This window comes from Halobaculum sp. MBLA0147 (assembly GCF_041361345.1).
Classification (GTDB): Archaea; Halobacteriota; Halobacteria; order Halobacteriales; family Haloferacaceae; genus JAHENP01.
Map to the genome: position 1 here is coordinate 290064 of NZ_JBGKAD010000003.1, position 17842 is coordinate 307905.

Consider the following 17842-nt stretch of genomic DNA (forward strand, 5'->3'; position numbering starts at 1 on the left):
TCTGGTGAAACCACTACGTCCCGAGGAGTGCGTCCCACCGAGCGCCGGGCGTGATACTCGTGTGAAACCCTCAAACTACTCGTAGGCGGCCGTTAGTACGTGCCTGCGAGAGAATCAGATCGAAAATTTGCGGTGGTTTGAACCCGGTAGTGTGATACGGGTTCACACCGAGATGAGCGGAGCGGTCACGCGGGAGGCGTCGGTAGAGACACTGACGGTTCCCACTGTCGTGTTCGCGCCGGGGGGAGACGGGGTCGCCCGGGTGGTCGGAGTCAACACCGCGTTCGAACGTGTGTTCGGCTTCGACGAGGGGGCTGTCGTGGGAGAGCCCGTGGCGAGTGTTCTCTGCCCACGCGGACACGGGACCGACGGTGGAACCGACACGGAGTCGGTGGGTGGTAGGTCCGGACGTGATGAGGCGGGTGCGTCCGAGGGGGGTGACGGGGGTGACCCCGAGGCGGGTCTCACGGACCCCACCCGGGCTGGTGTCGTCGAGACAGCTGCCCTCGACGGGCGGCGTGTGCGGACGGACGTTCGTCGGGTGACCGAGGACGGTGTCCGCGACTTCCGTGTCCAGGCGGGACCCGTCCCCGTCGACGCGGTGACAGACGACGGCGCCACCGCCGAGACGGAGGCGAACGGCGTCGACACCGAGACGAGAGCCGGGGGAGACTACGTCGACTGGACTGCCTGTGGCTGTGCCTGTTACACCGATCTGTCGGACCACCGTGCTCGCGAGCGGGCACTGGAGTCGCTCCACCGTGTGACACGGGAGTTGTTCGCCGCCGACTCCGAGCGAGCCGTCGCACGGGCCGCGACGGCCGCCGCGAGCGACGTGGTGGGGCTCCCACTCAATGCCGTCTACCTCGTCGCCGACACCGGCGAGGCGCTCGTCCCGGTCGCGACCTCCGAGGATCACGACGCGGTACTGGACCCACCGCGACGCCTCTCGGAGGGAATCGCGTGGGACGCCTACAGGTCGGGAGACCCGCAGGTGCACGCGGACGTTCGGGACGACGGCGACCCGTACGACCCCGACACGGCGGTCCGGAGCGAACTCGCGATCCCACTGGGGGACTACGGGGTGTTCCTCGCCTCGTCGACGAGGGTCGACGCCTTCAGTCGCGCGGACGTGGTGTTGGCGAAGGTGTTGGGCGCCAGCGTAGAGAGCGCACTCGACAGGCGGCGCTTCGAGCGCGAGTTGGGTCGGTTCCAGGCGTTCATCGACGAGTCGCGCGACCTAGTGGCGGTAACAGACGCCGAGGGCGACGTGCAGTTCACCAGCCGCTCCGTCGAGCGACTGTTGGGGTACGACCCCGAACGGCTCGTCGGCGAGACGGGACTGGACCTGATCCATCCGGAGGACCGAGAGAGGGCGCGCGAGGCACTCGCGGAACTCGTCGCGGAACCCGGCAGTCGGGCGGAACTCGACTGTCGGCTCCAGACCACGGACGGCTCCTGGCGGTGGTTCGCGTTCCGCGGTGTCAACCGGCTCGACGATCCCGCCGTCGACGGTGTCGTGATCAACGGCCGCGACGTGACGGAGCGACGCGAGCGCGAGCGGGCACTGGAGGTCCTGCAGGAGCGCACCCGGGCGTTGATGGAGACCGACGGCGTCGAGTCGACCGCAGAGGTCGCCGTCGAGACCGCTCGGGACGTGCTCTCGGCACCCCTCGTCGGGTTCCACCGTCTGAGAGGAGACCCCGGTCGTGGTCGACGGCTGGAACCGATCGCGTACGTGGACAGCGTCGGGGCAGCCGATTCGGACACCGAGACCGCGAGTGGCTCCGACGCTGCGACTGCTGGTGGTTCCGACGCTGCGACTACTGGTGGTTCCGACGCTGCGACTGCTGGTGGCTCCGACTCGGGGTTCGACGGCCCGCCGACGTACAGACGCGACACCGACAGGCCGACCGACCGGTTGGCGTGGCGTGCGATGGACGAGAACCGGCAGATCACGATCTCCGACACACGCGACCGGCCGGCACTCGCGGACGCGACACCAGTACGGAGCGCGGTCGTCACGCCGGTAGGTGATCACGGCGTGTTGATCGTCTCGTCGCCGGAAGCACGGGCGTTCGACGAGACGGAGGAGACGCTCGTCGAGATTCTCGCCGCGGCACTGGAGAGTGCGTTGGACCGCGTCGCACGCGAGTCGGATCTCGTCGCACAACGCGACGATCTGGAGGTGTTGAACCAAGTCGTCAGACACGACATCCGCAACGACCTCCAGCTCGTGTCGGCGTACGCCGAACTGGCTCGCGAACACGTCGACGAGGAGGGTGAAGAGTACGTGGACCGCGTCGTGTCGAGCGCCGACTCTGCCGTCGAACTCACGCGGACTGCTCGCGAGTTGGCCGAAGTGATGCAGGGACACGACCGCGAGCCGGAGCCGGTCGCGCTCCAGACCACCTTGGAGTCCGAGGTCGTCCAGCTTCGTCGGACACACGCGGACGCGACGGTGACCGTCGACCACGAGACACCAGTGACCGTCGCGGGCGACGAGATGCTCTCGTCGGTGTTCCGGAACCTCCTGACGAACGCCGTCCAACACCACGACGGCGACGACCCGACCGTCACCGTCTCCACGACGGTCGAAGACGGGGCCGCGGTCGTCCGTGTCGCCGACGACGGCCCAGGTATCCCCGACGACCGGAAAGAGACGATCTTCGGCGAGGGGGAGCGTAGCCTCGAGAGTGGTGGCACCGGTGTCGGGCTCTACTTGGTCGACCGGCTCGTCGACAGTTACGGCGGCGACGTGTGGGTCGAAGACAACGACCCCCACGGCGCGCAGTTCGTCGTTCAGTTGCCCCTCGTCGAACGACCCGAAATCCGAGGAGAGTGACCGCAGAATCTGTATCGTCAGACACGGTTTACAGCTCGGGGTTCTGCGGCCCGACGGGTCTCCGCGACCCCGCTCGGGCCGCAGCGACCCACGACAGCCGGCGCTCAGAGGGTCGAAACCGTGTGGTTCGGTTTGGATCCTCGTCGTCCGTGCCGCACGACGAGGTCGGGCTGGAATGCGACGGCTTCCAGCAGTTCCACGACGGCCCGGGAGTTCGACACTGTCCGTGACTACCCCAGGTTCCTAAACGGTATATCGGTATACCGAACCACGGTATCTCACTCGACAGCCTCGTCGGGTGAGCCACGCTCCGGGAGAGTCGGAACGTGCGTGTGTCGGGTCGAGTCACGGACGGGAGGCGAACGAGACCAGAGTGAGTCTCAGGTGTCTTCGCCGCCGTCCGTAGAGGGTACCCGTGCGGTTGCTGTGTCGTCGACCCCTCCGAGGAGTGACACGAGGTCTGCCTCCGTCACCGGTCGTGCCGTCGTCTCCAACCCGGCGTCTCTGGCCACACGGACGGCACTCGGCGGGTGGAGGTTCGCGTCCGCCAACAGTGTCTCGTCGTAGAACACCTCCCGAGGAGTTCCACTCCCGACGACGTTGCCGTTCGCCATCACACAGACGCGATCCGCGATGTCGGCCGCGAACTCGAGGTCGTGTGTCGACAGGACGACGCCGATTCCGTCCTCGTGGATCTGCCGAATGCGGTCGGCGACCAGTCGAGAGCGCTCGGGGTCGAGTCCCGCGAGTGGTTCGTCCAACACGATCACGCTCGGGTCGAGGACGAGCACGCCCGCGAGGCCGACGAGCCGCTTCTCGCCGCCACTCAGGTAGTGCGGGATGCGGTCTTCGAGGTGACTCGCGTCGACCGTCGCGAGTGCCTCCCGAGCGCGTTCTCTCGCTTCGTCACCGGGGACGCCGTAGTTCTGGAGGCCGAACATCACGTCGTCGAGAACGGTGGGGGCGACGAGTTGTGTGTCGGCGTCTTGGAAGACGAACCCGACTGCTCTCCGTGCGTGTGCCTCGTCTCCCTCGGTGACCGGCGTGCCCTCGACGACGAGTTCGCCGTCGTCGGGAACGAGCGTCGCGTTCAGGTGTTCGAGGAGTGTCGACTTTCCGGCGCCGTTGCCACCGACTAAAGCGACGACTTCGTCGGGGTACACCGAGAAGTCCACGTCGTGCACGCCGACCGTCCCGTCGGGGTACGTGTGAGCCTCGCACCGGAGATCGACCAGCGGCGAGTCGTCGCTCACAGTCCCACCTCGTAGACTGCGACCGCAGCGTAGCCGACGACGGCGGCGTAGGAACCGGCCACGACGAGGAGTTCGTGGATCGGCGGCCGCGAGACGTCGCCGTACAGCGTGATGTCGCCGTCGTAGCCACGGGCTTCCATCGACGTGACGAGTCGTTCCGACTGCTCGATCGCCGACAACATCGTCGTGCCGAGGATTCTCGCGTAGAGCCGTCTGTTCGACCAGAACTCCGAGAGGTTCGCGCCACGGGAGCGCGCGGCTGTCACGAGGTCCTCGAGCGTCTCGATCATGACGAACGTGAACCGGTAGGTGAGCAGCGCGATCTGGTCGATCGGCCGTGGGAGTAGTCGTCCGAGCACGTACGCGACGTCCGTGTACTCGGTCGTCATCGACGCCGCCAGGCCGAACGTGACGACCGTGAGCGATCGACAGCCGAGCTCCCCGAAGAGCACGAGTCCTGCCCACGTGACGGAGAGTTCACCGAGCGGTGTCGAGACCGCACCACCGATCGGCGTCCCCGGTTCGAGGAACGCCAGCGGCCCGGCGACCGAGACGACGAACAGCATCGGGAGCGTGTACAAACCAGCGAGCCGTCGGAAGGGCAAGCCTGCGAGTCCGTAGACGACCAGGACGGTCCCGTACAGGCCAGCCAGGAGCGCGAACCTGTCGAACACCGTGACGGCGAGGACCAGCGCACCGACGACGCCGACCTTCGTCCAGGGGTTGACGCGGTGTAACGGTCCGTCTCGGTGTTCGGCGAACGCCGTGACGAGTCGTGGGTCGGGAACGTGGTTCGAGAGTGTCGTCATGATCACCGTGTCGTGCGGTCGCCGTCCTCGAAGCCGCCGTAGCGGTCGACGTAGACGTACAGTCCGATGCCGATCACGGCCATGAACAGGACGATCCCGCCGAATTCGAGCACCGTCCCGCCCTTCCGGATCGGGCCGGCGACGACGACGCCGCGCCCGAAGTCGACGAGCGCGCCGCCACCATCCTGTACGCCGCGCTGCAGTGTCTTCGCGGAGCGTTTGGCCCACGGGAGTGCACCGCCGGTCGCGGTGAACCCCCAGTAGCCGGCGGCGAGGAAAGTCGCGAAGAGAGTCGCCAGTCCGCCGTACTGCCTCCAGCGCCGCATCAGGCCGTCACCCCGGTCGACTCTTCTCGAGTGTCACGGTCGGCCAGACCGACGAGGTCGGGGCGGACGGAGGCGAGGAACTGGACGACGAATCCGGTCAGGACCCCTTCGACGACCGCGACACCGAGGTTGAGCCCGACGAGTCCAACGACTGCGATCGTCAGATCACCGCGTGGCAGCGCGCTCCCGTTCACACCGCTGACGACGATGATCGCTCCCATCAGGAACGCGCCTGCGGAGAGGCCGAGTGTCGCGGCACTGGCGCCCGCGGGGAAGACGTCCCAGTCCACTCGCATCAGGGTCTTGAACGCGTAGTAGGCGACGATAGCTTCGCTCGCGTTGACGAGCGTGTTCGCGCCGAGGAGACCGACTGCACCGTGACCGAGCGCTGCCGAGAAGACGTTGACGACCAGTGCGATGAGTGCCCCCAGCAGGGGCCCAGCGAGAATCCCGACGAGCCCGGTGAGGTTCATGTGGATACCGCCCCAGACGGGGATGTTCAACTGGAAGATCGCGAAGCTCGCAGCCGCACCGATGCCGGCGAGTGCGATCTGGTGTGTCTCGATACCGCCTCTCCTGACTCGGTAGACGACGGTACTGACCAGTCCGACGCCGAGGAGTGTCCAGAGTACCAGTGCCCACAGTGGGAACGAGCCCTCTCCGAGGTGAATGTGCGCCATGTCTGGTTAACAACTGGAGGCCAATACATGTTAAGTATGGCGGAAGTCTCCAGTCTAGATAATAACATCGGGGCGGCGTGCCGCCGTTCGCTGGGAGCGGTGGTTGCAGCACCCGGTGGTGTACAGGTCCCTGGTCGTTCGGGTCTCTGGTCGTTCGAGTCTCTGGTCGTTCGAGTCTCTCGGATCGACCGACGTGGGCCAGTGGTGCGGTACTCTCGGCCGTCACCAGTCCCGTCGTCGACTCTCGGTAAGAGCGAGGTCCGCGGGCGGTCGGTTCGGGGGATTCATCCCGGTGCGGTCGGTGGCGGTACAGTCGGTGGCGGTGCGGTCGGTCGCAGTCGTGTTCGTCTCGGAGGTGTCCGTCGGGGTCGACCGGCGTGCGTCGAACAGAGACCGTGACACCCAGAGGCTAGTCACTGCGTCTACAGAGATCGATCGGTGGCCGGTGACCTCTCGAAAGGTGGTGTCAGAGGTCGTAGCCCCACCGACGGAGCACCTCGGCGACGAGTTCCGGGTGTTCCTGTGCGACGACCATCGCCGCCTCCCTGTAGTCCGACTTGTAGACATCCTCGCCGAGCCGGCTCTCGAGTTCGTCTCGGAGTTCGCGCTCGCCGTCCACGACGGACGCGCGGAGGAAGAACGGCACCTGGTCGCGACCCTCGTTGACCGTTCCTCGACGGAGAACGTATGGAATCGACTCCGGAGAGGGGTGCTCCGTCGATCCAGTGTCCGTCGTCGTCGGGTCGTCGTCGAAGTTCGTCGTCCCCTGGTCGTCGTCGGAGTTCGCCGTCCCCGGGTCGCCCCGCGATTCCGTGGTGTCCGGTCTTCCACGTGACTCGGGGGTGTCTCCAGTCCGTTCGGTGTCGTCCACCGACTCCGTCGGCTCGGAGTCGCTCGTGGTCGAGGCGGCTTTCCTCTCCGAGGTCGTTCCAGTCCCCGTCGTGGACGCAGTCGGCGGCACCGACTCGGGCGAGTTGGCGTCACTCGCCGACACGTCCCGTGCCTCTTCTGCACCGTCGGTCGCATCCCCCGCCGCCTCCGACCCGGTCCCCTCGTCCGGTTCCTCGTCGTCTTCGAGACCCGAGTCGCGAGACCCCGACTTCAGTCCCATCAGGCCACCACCTCCGGAGTATCGAGGTCGACTTCTCGTTCGAGGTGCCGTGCGAGTGAGTCGAACCGGTCCAGCGTCTCCATCTCGTAGTCACGCTGTCTGTCTCGGTGGTCCTCGACGTACCGGTACGGGCTACACTGTCGTCGCCAGCACCCCTCCATCAGCGACCCGCGCTCCCCGATCACGACGGGGACGGAAAACCCGCTCGTCTCCAACTCCGACATCACCGCCTGCTGATCGCGGGTGTCCTTGTACCCGATCGGTACCACCGCGAGTACTCCCACGTCGACGCCGATGTTGTCCTCCAGTCCGTCGACGAGGTCGTCCAGTCCCTCGATTGACTCCTGTCCCTTCGCGGTCGCCTCGAAGGGGATCACCACGTTCCGCACCGCGACGAGGGCGTTGTAGAGGATCGGGCCCGCCTTTCCCGCAGAGTCGACGATCACCACGTCGTACTCGTCGCGGACGTTCGCGTCCGTGAGGACACGTCGGAGTTGGTGGTACATACTGTACGACTCGCCGAGTCGTTCGGCCTGGTTCTTCTCGTTGAGGAGGAACTCGTGGAGGTCCTCCAGCATGTTGTGTGAGGGGATCAGGTCGACGCCGGCCTCCACCTGGTGTGTCAACTCCGTGAACGGACCTCTCGGACGCCCGACCATGTGTCGGACCAGGTTGTCGACGTCCGGATCGCTCCGGTCGTAGTCCGGGCCGAAGAGGTACGTCAGGCTCCCGTTCTGCGTGTCCATGTCGATGGCCAACACGTCGTGACCCGCGCGGGCGTGACTCACGGCGAGCGTCGCCGCAGTGGACGTCTTCCCGACGCCGCCCGCCTCCGACACCGGTGCGTACGTGAGCATACACGACACTCTGTCCCGATGAAGTATAAATCTCAGTCAGACGTTGTAGCTCGTGAGTATAGCTGTGGTGTATAGGCGAGGAGCGTAGTTGCTAGGTATAGTTGGTAGCTGTAGTTGTTATGTGTAGTCGAGAAATATAGTCGGGAGCGTATCCCCGACGGTGCGGTGGAGCGATAGAACTCGTCGTCGTGAGAGAGTAGTATAGCTACGAGCTATAGTCGTTGCTCTACACTGTAAAGCATAGTTCTGAGACGTATCTCGAAGCACCGTGTGTAGAGTGACGTGAGGAGTCCATCGACGAGCAGTAAACACGTGGAGACACGACCTCTCGAAGAGACTCTCAACTATAGCGATCGCCTGTAACGCTCGACTATAGCCCACAGGTGAACGTAGTAGATGCAGTCACACCGATATCGACCTGTACCGATCAGTTGCAAAGGCGTCGTACCGATCTGTTGCAAAGGCGTCGTCGGTCGTTCTCGTCTGTGCGGCCGAACACGTCACGACTGTCCACCCGTGGTGGGAAACACGGGGAGAAGATCGAGAGTCGATCGAACGGAGACTCGGAACCGGTCTCTCGGAGCTGCCGATTGCCGAAAGTCCACACGATCGAACAGAGAACACAGTCCCGAGAGCACGATTGGCGTTCGAGACACGGGTGACGTTCGGCTGGACCAGGTGACACTCGGTCGGGTTGGGTGGTACTCGGTCTGGTTGGGTGACACCCTCCCCCCGTTTGCGATATGAAATCGGCCGAGACGGGGGGAGGGGGTTCGAAGAGATTCACGGGTGACAAGGCCGTAAGTAGCCGATATCGCCGAGTAGAGACCGCAACGAGACTACTTCGACACGTTTCGCAGAAAGCGTCTATATTTGGAAAAGTTTATTTGGCGAGTGCTCTTACCACACCCGCAGTGGGTAGTGATCACTAAACGACACCGACGTACCGTCGGTGGAGTAACGAAGCCACGTCTCGAGGGAAGATCCGATCCCCTCTGGCACAATTAGGTGGCCGAAGGCCGAATTCTGTGTTCAAAGCGGCTCTCGCTCGACTACGTTCTCTCCACGGCGAGGAGTGTCGTCCCGTGTCTCCTCTCCCCGGGGTACCCATCTCGACCGATTTCATATCGCACACGGGGAGGGGGTGTCGCCGACGAACCCGAGGGGCCCCTCTGTCTGTGGATTTCATATCGCACACGGGGAGGGGGTGTCGGAGTGTGTCTCGACTACCCCGACACCGACCCGGCTCGGTAACCTCTTCGACCGCGAACCGACCGGTCTGGGGCTCACTCGCGATCGAGACTGGCTGCGACTCTGGCCACTGGTGTCCATCCAGTCAGTCCGACATACGGCCGTCTGCCTGGAGTATCGACCGACTCCACGGGTCTCGACCCTCGCTCCCAGCGAACCGCACGTCGACGCCCGTAGATTACACTTCGCACACGGGGTGTGAGGGTTTCGAGGGAAACTTCCACACTGCGAGAATCCGACATGGGGTTGCCTCGACAACTGGTGGTCGTGGTGGTAGTGGTGATTGCAGCGATATCCCCCAGGTACCACGACGGGAATGACTTCGCTTCCGGTGGGACACGGCGTCGCTCACGACCGAACGGGGCCTCTCTCGTCGCCGTAATTGCCCTATTTGATATCGCAGGCGGTCTCCGATTTGATCTCGCAGACGGTACCCGAGCTTATTTGTGCCGGGGCCCCCACCGACCGCACATGGAGTCGGGCCCCGGAGAGTCGGAGACGGAAGACTCGGCGTCGCAGTCGATCAAGGGACGGCTCCAGGCGGGATCGCGCAACTCTGTGTTCAGGGAGAAGGGACTCCTCGACCCGGACACGGTCATCGACGAGGACAGGATCGTCGGTCGCGATCAACAACTCGACGACATCATCACGTACCTCCGGCCGACACTCCAGGGGAACCACCCGCCGAACCTCCTGTTGTACGGCCCATCGGGGACGGGGAAGTCGTTGATCATCAACGCAGTCTGTGAACAGATCGAGGATCTCGCACGGTCGCAGGGTGACCGGTTCGGGGTCATCAACATCAACTGCCAGACGATCAAGTCCCACGACAGGGCCGTGTACCGGCTCGTCGACAGCGCCGCCGTGTCGGCCGGGATCGAGACCGGCGTGCCCCAGAGCGGGGTGTCGACGGATCGGAAGCTGAACCGGTTCTACGAGGTCTTGAGCGAGCAGTTCGACTCGGTGATCATCATCTTGGACGAGATCGACCTCCTCGCCGGGCGACAGCGGGACCCGAGTACGGAGCCGGCGTACTCGAAACTCCTGTACCAACTCTCGCGTGCGTCGCAGCTGGGGCGGATCGACGGAGACGTGTCCGTGGCGGCGCTGACGAACGATCCACGGTTCATGGAGAACTTGGACGGTCGAGCGGAGAGTTCGTTCAACCCGGAGGACGTGGTGTTCCCGGACTACGACGCCGACCAACTCCGGTCGATCCTCGAACGTCGCCGCGACGCGTACCAGGACGACGTGTTGGAGGACGACATCATCCCACTGAGTGCGGCGTACGCGGCCCAGGACCACGGCGACGCGCGGAAGGCGATCGACCTGTTTCGGAAGGCGGGGGAGCTGGCAGACCGACACGACGACGACACCGTCCGCGAAGACCACGTCCGCGACGCACAGAAGGAGGCGGAGCGGGACCGGACGCTCACGCAGATGCAGGGGCTCTCGACACAGAAGAAGCTCTCACTGTACGCGACGGCGATCGTCCCGGTGTACGCTTCCAGACAGATCGACGCGGTTCCGTCGACGGTCGCGTACAACGTCTACCAGTACCTGACGGACTTGTTGGACGCCGACGAGAAGTCCCGCGACTCGTACCTCCGGTACATGAACGAGGCGGAGACGTACAACTTCGTGACTTCGGAGAAGCGGGGACGGGGGTACGGCAACGGTGTCCACAAGGAGTACACCTTCGTCGACGAGCCCGAGATCGTCGCCGAGACGCTGGGACAGGACGTCCGCCTCGACGCGGCAGAGGATCAGACAGAACTCGTCGAGTCGGTCGTCGAGGCGCAACTGACCCAGTTCTTCGAACAATCCTGATCGAACGGGTGGCCGAGTTCTTCCAACAGTCCTGACACTCCGACCGACCCAGTTCTCCGAACGGTCCTGACGCTCCGACCGACCCAGTTCTCCGAACAGCTCCGAGCAGCCGGACCCGGATGGGAGCACCGCTCGGGGTGGCAGCTACGAGTCGCGGTCCTCCGTCGACGGTGAGACAGCTCTCTGGATCACTTCGCACACGGGGTGTCTGGTGAGACTCCGTGGGGTTCCTCCGACGATCGAGGCAGTTCGAGACGCGAGGCGTCTCGTCGTCGCAGGACCTCTGTCAGTTCCGAAGGATCCGAGCTACTCGTCCCGTTGCACCTGTACGTCGGGAGTAACGCCGACCCGACGAGTCCGGAGAGACGAGACGAAGTCATCTCGCAGACGGGGAGTGTGGTCCGAACGGTCGCGTCGGCCACCTCGGCGGTCGGCGTATTCACTTCGCACACGGGGTGTGTCCGACGACACGATCAACCATCCGATCGGGAGGTCACCTCGCACACGGGGTGTGTCCGATCACACGGTGTCGTGTCCGACGACACGATCAACCATCCGACCGGGAGGTCACCTCGCACACGGGGTGTCCCGAGACGCCGGCCCGTTCGGGGGTCGTGCAGTCACTTCGCAGACGGGGTGTGGTGGACGGGTAACCAACCGCCTCGGGGTCGAGCTCCGAGGCTCGTCAGTGATCCCGAACAGACGCCGAATCACTTCGCACACGGGGTGTGCCGAGTCGGTCACCGAGCGGGAGTGGAGTAGTACGCTCGAGACGGCCGACGCCCTCGAGTGAAATCACATCGCAAACGGGGGGTCGTGCCGAGCGGTGCCACAGTCGGCTCTCGGGCACGAGTTGGGGAGACGTGCGTACCAGTTTGCCGTCTCGCAGTGACCGCCCGTCTGGACGTGATCGTCTCCGAGCGGCCGACAGCCGAGGTGTGGCTCTCCTCCGTCGACCACACCACTCGCGCCGGCCGGATCGTCTACCGTCTCGTGTGCCAGTAGACGGCAGTTGGCGTCCGGCCGTAGTCGAGACGTGGTCCTCGTGCAGTGAGGACCCGTCTCGTCGAAGTCCCCCGTCCGTGTGCTCGGGCGTCGACGGTCACCCGAGCCACCGTTCCGTCCCGTCGGGGCGACGCTCGTGTCTGCCGCCCGGTGGGGACGGATCGACTCGGTGGCCCGTGTGGGACACTTCTGTGTACCCACCGGACTGTGGTAGAACTGTACGCTAACAGTACAGACTCACGGAGATGGCACTCACTACACCGGACTACTCTGTGACGCGAACCCGAGACTCGAAGACACGACCGCCGGTCTCCCCCCGAACGACTCGGGTACGGTGCCGGTCGGCCGCCCGAACCGTCTCGTTGCGATCGAGTGTCACGCCGACTCGACACCGGCCACGACAGAGTGTCACGCCGACTCGACACCGGCGGGGTCGTCCCGCGAGTGTGGGAGTCGGAGTGCGACTTCGGAGCCGGACTCGTCGTTCTGCCGGAGTTCCAGCGTGCCGCCGTGATCGTCGACGACCCACCGCACCAACCACAGTCCGATTCCGCTCCCGTGCTGGAGCTGTGTAATCTCGCGTCTGTCGGTGACGACGGCCCACTCCACCTCCGGAATCGGCGGCCCGTCGTCACCGACGACGACGACCGTCTCGTCGCCGCGATCGGCCACCTCGACGTGGAGCAACGGTTCGTCGCTGGAGTTGTGCGCGACGGCGTTGTCGACGAGTTCGGTGACCGCGTGTTCCAGGAACTCCGTCGCGACGACGGTCCCGACGCCGTCGACCTTGAGATCCACCCGTACGTCTTCGTGACGGTCACGCACCGAAGACACCGACTCGTGGACGATCCGCTCCAGGTCGACCGGACGCTTCACCGACTCGTCTGACTGGAGAATCTCCTGGACGACACCGGCCGTCTCGCTCAACGCGGCGAGGTCGTCTGCCGCCTCGGCGATCCGACCGACGGCGTCGACGGCCCGTTCCTCGTCGACGTACTGTTCGAGTTGCTCGACGAACCCACCGACGACACTGATCTCGTTGCGGAGGTTGTGCCGGAGCACGCGCGTCAGCACCCGTGTGTGCGTCTCGCGGCGCTTCAACTCCGTCACGTCCGTGAACACGACGAACGTGTGTGTGGCGTCGTCGACCTCGTAGGGCACGTCGCGAGCGACGAAGTGGCGCGTCTGTCCGCCGGCCTGGATCGTCACCTCGGTCCGTGTCGGCCCACAGTCTCGACACGCGTCCGCGGCGGCCCGTTCGAGCGTCTCGGCGACCGCCTCGGGAACACCGAGCTCCCGGACCGTCGTCGGACCGTCACCACGGTCACCGACGTGGCCGTCCGTCCCGAACACTGTCTCGAAGTCGTCGTTGGCTCGCTGTACCGTCGCCGAAGCCGGGTCGGCGTCGACACTCGTCCGCAACTCGACGACCGGATCGGTCAACGCCTCGAACAGCCCACCGAAGCGGTCCTGTGTCCGCTCGACTGCCGCACGCGCCGACAGCAGGTCCGAGATGTCGTCGACCGCGACGACGGCACCGTCGAACGCCGCCGTCGAAACCGGCGTCACGCTGACACGCACCGGCAGTTCCTCGCCGTCGTGGCGTCTGAGCTGCCCCTCCTCGACGACCGTGTCGTCGTCACCCTCGCCCCGTTCGCCGACTGCGTCGAGTGCCGTCGCGACGACGCCACCGTCGACGGTCTCGATCGGCTCGCCGACGAGTCGGTCCCGGTCGTAGCCGAGTGCCGCGGCGAACGGTTCGGTCGCGAGTGCGAACTCTCCCTCCTCGTCGACCGCGAAGGCCAAGTCGTCGATCTCCTCGACCAACGCCCGGTACTGTCGGAGCGAGCGCTCCCGCTCGGCCCGATCGAGTGCACGCTCCGTCGTCGCCGCCAGCAACTCGACGAAGTAGCGGTCTTGATCGTCCAACTCGCCGTTCGCCACACCGACTGTGAGCGTCCCGTGGCCCTCCAGCGGGACGTACAGTGCGGCGTCGATGTCCCCGCGGTCTTGGTCGTCCGCAATCTCGTCTGCCTCACGCCACACCGTCTCTCCGGTCGTGAACGCCTCGCCGGCCGGCCCCTCGTCGGTGTCGTAGGCCGGTCGTGGTGGGAGCTCCTCGCGTGTCGAGGCGGTGGAGGCGACGGGAATCAACTCGCCGTCGGTGGCGAGCCGGAGCGTCACCAGCTCCTGGTCGAGCGTCGTGTCGGCCGTCTCGGCGGCGATGCCCGCGATGGCGACCGGACTGTCCAGCGTCATCATCCGGTGGGTCGCGTCCAGTAACCCGTCGAACATCGCCTCGCGGCGCTTCTGTGTCGTCACGTCGCGCAACACCCCCACGGTCCCGCGGAGTTCCTCGTCGTACGGCAGCAGCGTCATGTGATCCTCGACCGGGACGCGGGAGTCGTCGGCACAGACGATGTCCAACTCCAGCGACGCCCACGAGGGTCCTTCGGAGGACAACATCCCGCGGAGTGCGTCTTCGGCCTCCCGAACGGCGGTCTCGTCTTTGATGAATCCCGGCGGTTCGCCGAGGATCGCCTCCCGGTCGTGACCTGTCAACTCCGTCATCGCGTCGTTGACGTACTGGAACCGCCCCTCGTCGTCGAGGACGTAGACTGCGTCACCCATCGAGTCCATCAACTGCTCGTACGAGGCGAGCGTCGCGTCGGCGTCCTCGGACTCACCGGGCGTCGGCAGCGGCGTGTGGTCGACGGTCGGTTCCTCGGCGGCCGACTCGTCGACATCCAACAGATCGGGATCCGACGCGGCGGTGGAACCGTTCGACACCCCCTCCGTCGTGACGGCCCCGTGCTCCGTCCCGTCGAGGACGCCCCGAACACGCGACTCGAGGAACGCCCACGGTGGATCGGTGGGGTCCCACCGAACGACCGGAATCGACGGCGCGAGCGTCGTGACGCGTTCCGCGACGCTCGGTTCGGTCGTGACCACCACGCCGCGACAGCCACCAGCGAGGACCGAGTCGACGGTGTCGAGGTCGTCCGTGAACGCGACGATCCCGCCCGCACCGTCCGTCTCGCCGACCGGGCGGTCGACCGTCCGAACCGTCCACCCGAACCGTTCGGTAGCCGCCGACACGAGTCCGTCGTCCGCTCCACTCGGCGACCCGTCCGCGAACGAGTCGGCGACGTACAGATCGACTCGCCGCGAGTCGGTCGAGACTCCACTCATCGTCGCGCCTCCGTGGTCACGCGACACCTATTAGATTCACGACTCGTGCCGCGTGTCCCGCTGTCGCTCCGCTGTCGTCCCGAGACACGGCCACACCCCTCTCGCGACCAGCCGAGCGGGTGACCGTGAGTTCCTCGCGATCGGCCGAACGGCTGACTGTGAGTTCCTCGCGATCGGCCGAACGGGTAACCACGGCGGCCTCGCGATCGTCGATCCGAGGAGATACCTCGTGACGGAGATCGCAGAACACTCGCGAGATACCGTTGGTTCGATATCATGAGGCAGAGTTCTCTGATTGATACTTAGAACGTTCTCTGGGGGGATAAACGTCGGGATCGTTGCAGGAGAGTGTGGTCGACAGTTGGCCACCCTCGTTCTCGGATCGACGGCCAGACCGTCGCTCACGGGGCAACGGACGCACTGTCCTCTCGACGGGGTGAGTGTCCGAACGCACTCGCGTGCGTCGGCTCCTAGTCTCCCCCGATGATATTCGGAGCCCGACTCATCGAAGAGTCGGCGTAGTTTACCGGAGCGACAGCGTCGCCTCGCCGTCGCGGGCGCCGAGTCCGGACACGTCGAGCGTCGCCTCGCGGCGGTCGGCCTCGACCACGTCGACGCGGCAGCCGAAGGACGTCTCCAGTCCGGCGACGGTGCTTGCGGTGCCGGCACCGAACTCCGTCCCGGTGTCGACCGCACAGACGCCGACCCCGTCGCCGCGACGGAACTGGTTCAGGAAGTTCGCGTTCAGGAACCTGTACACCGAGCGGGTGTCCTCGACCGCCTCGAGGATGGAGGAGGCGACCAGGATACCGGCGCGGAACCGCCCGCCGGTCGCCTGCACGTCCGTGACGGCCGCCGAGAACTCCATCCCGAGACTCGTCAGGTCCGTCAGGTCGGCGACCCGCGTCACGTCGTCGTCGCGGTCCGGCCCCTCGGTCGCGAGCACCCGCGTCCGGCCACCCGCGCCGCTCGCCACGTCGTCGAGGCCACGCTGCACCGAGCGCGCGTCGTCGTTCGTCGACAACACGACCGTCGACTCCTCGCCGCGGCCGGCGGACAGCCGGTAGAAGACCCGTTCCAGGGCCTCGCTGTCGTCGCCGGTCAACAGGACCGTGGTCCCGTTGTCCAGCGGCGCGAAGCCGTCGTCTGCGAAGCCGAACGTGTCCCCGCCGACTGCGCTCATCGGGCCACCTCCTGCGGGTCGTCGGCGTCCGGACCCGTCGGGGTCTCGGCCGGCACCTCGGTCCCGGCGTCCAGCTCCGCCTCTGCGTCGAGGAGTCGCTGACGGAGTTCGAGCGTCTCCATCGCCTGGTCGGCGAACTGTTGGAGTTCGGCCCGCTCCGTCTCGTCGTAGGTGCGCGGCTCGTGGTCGATCAGACACACCTGGCCGACCACCTCGCCGCTCTCGGTGGTCATGTTCGCGCCGGCGTACGAGACGATCCCGAGGTTGTGGAGCCCGGCGTTGGCGTCGAACCGCTTGTCGCTGGAGATGTCCTCGACGATCATCACCTCCTCTTCGAGCATACTGTGGGTGCAGATCGTGTCCTCGCGGGTGATCCGGTCCCAGTCGGCGCCGTGACACGCGAGCACGTCCTCTTCTTCCTCCTCGATCAGGCCGACGAAGGCGACGGCCGTGTCGAAGTGGCTCGCGATCAGGTCCGTCAGGCGGTCGAAGCTCTCGCGGATCGGCAGCGCCTCGACGTCGTACTCCGCCAACGCGGCGAGTCGCTCCTCCTCGTTGTCCGGGAGGAGGAAGCCGACCTGCGAGCTGTGGGTGATCACGTCGCCGACGACGTACTCCAACCGCTCGTCGCTGTCCGGGAGCGACCGGCCGAGGTACTCGACGACGAGGTCGCCGAACGCGCTCGTGTCGATCTCGTTCGGCCGCGTCTCGGTGTACAACACGGCCGGCGTCTGCGGCGTCTCCGCACGCAGTGCGCTCACCACGTCCATCCCGGTGCCGTCCGGGAGATCGTGTTCGGTCACGACGCAGTCCACGTCGGCGGAGGCGAGCCGTTCGCTCGCACCGGCGACGGTCGTCTCGAGGATCGTCTCTAGCGACGGGTCGTCGGCGAGTGCCGTCTCCATCTCGGAGACGGTGTCGACGGAGTCGACGCACAGCACGGTTCGAGTGGACTGGTCTGCGGTAGCTTCCATACACAGTACTGGCTCTCCCACCGGGATGGCTCACGGCGCTAACTACGACGTGTGGGTGTCGAACGTACTCTAACTACCGAGACTCCGGGGTCCGAGCGGGAGTCCGCCCCGGCGAGTGGCGGAACTGGAGACCGTTCGGAGACGCGGGTCGGCGACGCTCGTCGTTCGGGGACGCGTGCGACCACACAGTGTACACCCCGCGAGCGTCCCCACGCCGGCGTGCGACCGACGGGCAGGACGGTGGCGCCTGGTGAACACGGAGCGCTGCGACGAGCACACGGGGAACTGTCACGTGCAGGGGACGACTCGGCGCGAGAGGACCGAGGAGGATCGCGGCGACACGTCCACAGCCACAGCGGGGAGACACGACCAGACGTACACCGCCCCCGCCCACCACGGACGACACCGAGAGGCTCCGAGTAGACGTGTCTCCGCTTCACACACTCGTGATACGTTCTCACACAGACGCTCGTAGTAGTTAGCAACCCCACTTACCCCGACACTACGTGTAGACACTGGTAGTCAG

At 65.8% G+C, this 17842-nt stretch carries 11 protein-coding genes; 2 read left to right on the forward strand and 9 right to left on the reverse strand.

Annotated features, from left to right (window positions below; translation table 11 throughout):
• Positions 1–172 precede the first annotated feature (172 nt).
• The gene (locus RYH80_RS17790) at positions 173–2845 is read left to right on the forward strand and encodes an ATP-binding protein (protein ID WP_370905427.1); all 2673 of its coding nucleotides are present in this window, start codon (positions 173–175) and stop codon (positions 2843–2845) included.
• A 380-nt stretch (positions 2846–3225) separates the two neighbouring features.
• Here RYH80_RS17790 and RYH80_RS17795 read toward each other — a convergent pair whose 3' ends face one another.
• From RYH80_RS17795 to RYH80_RS17820, 6 genes are all read right to left on the reverse strand, one after another.
• On the reverse strand, positions 3226–4080 hold the full coding sequence (locus tag RYH80_RS17795) for an energy-coupling factor ABC transporter ATP-binding protein (protein WP_370905448.1): 855 nt from the start codon (positions 4078–4080) through the stop codon (positions 3226–3228).
• A 14-nt stretch (positions 4081–4094) separates the two neighbouring features.
• On the reverse strand, positions 4095–4907 hold the full coding sequence (cbiQ, locus tag RYH80_RS17800) for a cobalt ECF transporter T component CbiQ (protein ID WP_370905428.1): 813 nt from the start codon (positions 4905–4907) through the stop codon (positions 4095–4097).
• A gap of 2 nt (positions 4908–4909) precedes the next feature.
• Positions 4910–5233, reverse strand: a complete 324-nt coding sequence (locus RYH80_RS17805; protein ID WP_370905429.1) for a cobalamin transport operon protein — start codon at positions 5231–5233, stop codon at positions 4910–4912.
• Positions 5233–5913 carry an energy-coupling factor ABC transporter permease gene (locus RYH80_RS17810; protein WP_370905430.1) on the reverse strand — a complete coding sequence of 227 codons (681 nt, stop codon included), beginning with the start codon at positions 5911–5913 and terminating at the stop codon, positions 5233–5235. The genes RYH80_RS17805 and RYH80_RS17810 overlap by 1 nt, the downstream gene beginning before the upstream one ends.
• A gap of 466 nt (positions 5914–6379) precedes the next feature.
• Entirely contained in the window at positions 6380–7024 is a 645-nt protein-coding gene (locus RYH80_RS17815; RefSeq protein WP_370905431.1) for a DUF7970 domain-containing protein, read from the reverse strand.
• On the reverse strand, positions 7024–7881 hold the full coding sequence (locus RYH80_RS17820; protein WP_370905432.1) for a ParA family protein: 858 nt from the start codon (positions 7879–7881) through the stop codon (positions 7024–7026). Before RYH80_RS17820 ends, RYH80_RS17815 begins: the two co-directional genes overlap by 1 nt.
• 1722 nt (positions 7882–9603) lie before the next feature.
• Here RYH80_RS17820 and RYH80_RS17825 point away from each other — a divergent pair.
• Positions 9604–10962, forward strand: coding sequence for an orc1/cdc6 family replication initiation protein (locus tag RYH80_RS17825; RefSeq protein WP_370905433.1), 1359 nt, complete (start codon positions 9604–9606; stop codon positions 10960–10962).
• 1413 nt (positions 10963–12375) lie between these two features.
• Here the strand turns inward: RYH80_RS17825 and RYH80_RS17830 are convergent.
• The 3 genes from RYH80_RS17830 to RYH80_RS17840 all read right to left on the reverse strand — a co-directional run bounded on the left by RYH80_RS17830 (position 12376) and on the right by RYH80_RS17840 (position 17316).
• Complete coding sequence (locus RYH80_RS17830; RefSeq protein WP_370905434.1) at positions 12376–15159, reverse strand: PAS domain S-box protein; 2784 nt, start codon at positions 15157–15159, stop codon at positions 12376–12378.
• A gap of 523 nt (positions 15160–15682) precedes the next feature.
• On the reverse strand, positions 15683–16342 hold the full coding sequence (locus RYH80_RS17835) for a DUF7504 family protein (RefSeq protein WP_370905435.1): 660 nt from the start codon (positions 16340–16342) through the stop codon (positions 15683–15685).
• A complete protein-coding gene (locus RYH80_RS17840; protein WP_370905436.1) occupies positions 16339–17316 on the reverse strand; it encodes a GAF domain-containing protein in 978 nt (325 codons plus the stop codon). The genes RYH80_RS17835 and RYH80_RS17840 overlap by 4 nt, the downstream gene beginning before the upstream one ends.
• Between the last annotated feature and the right edge of the window lie 526 nt (positions 17317–17842).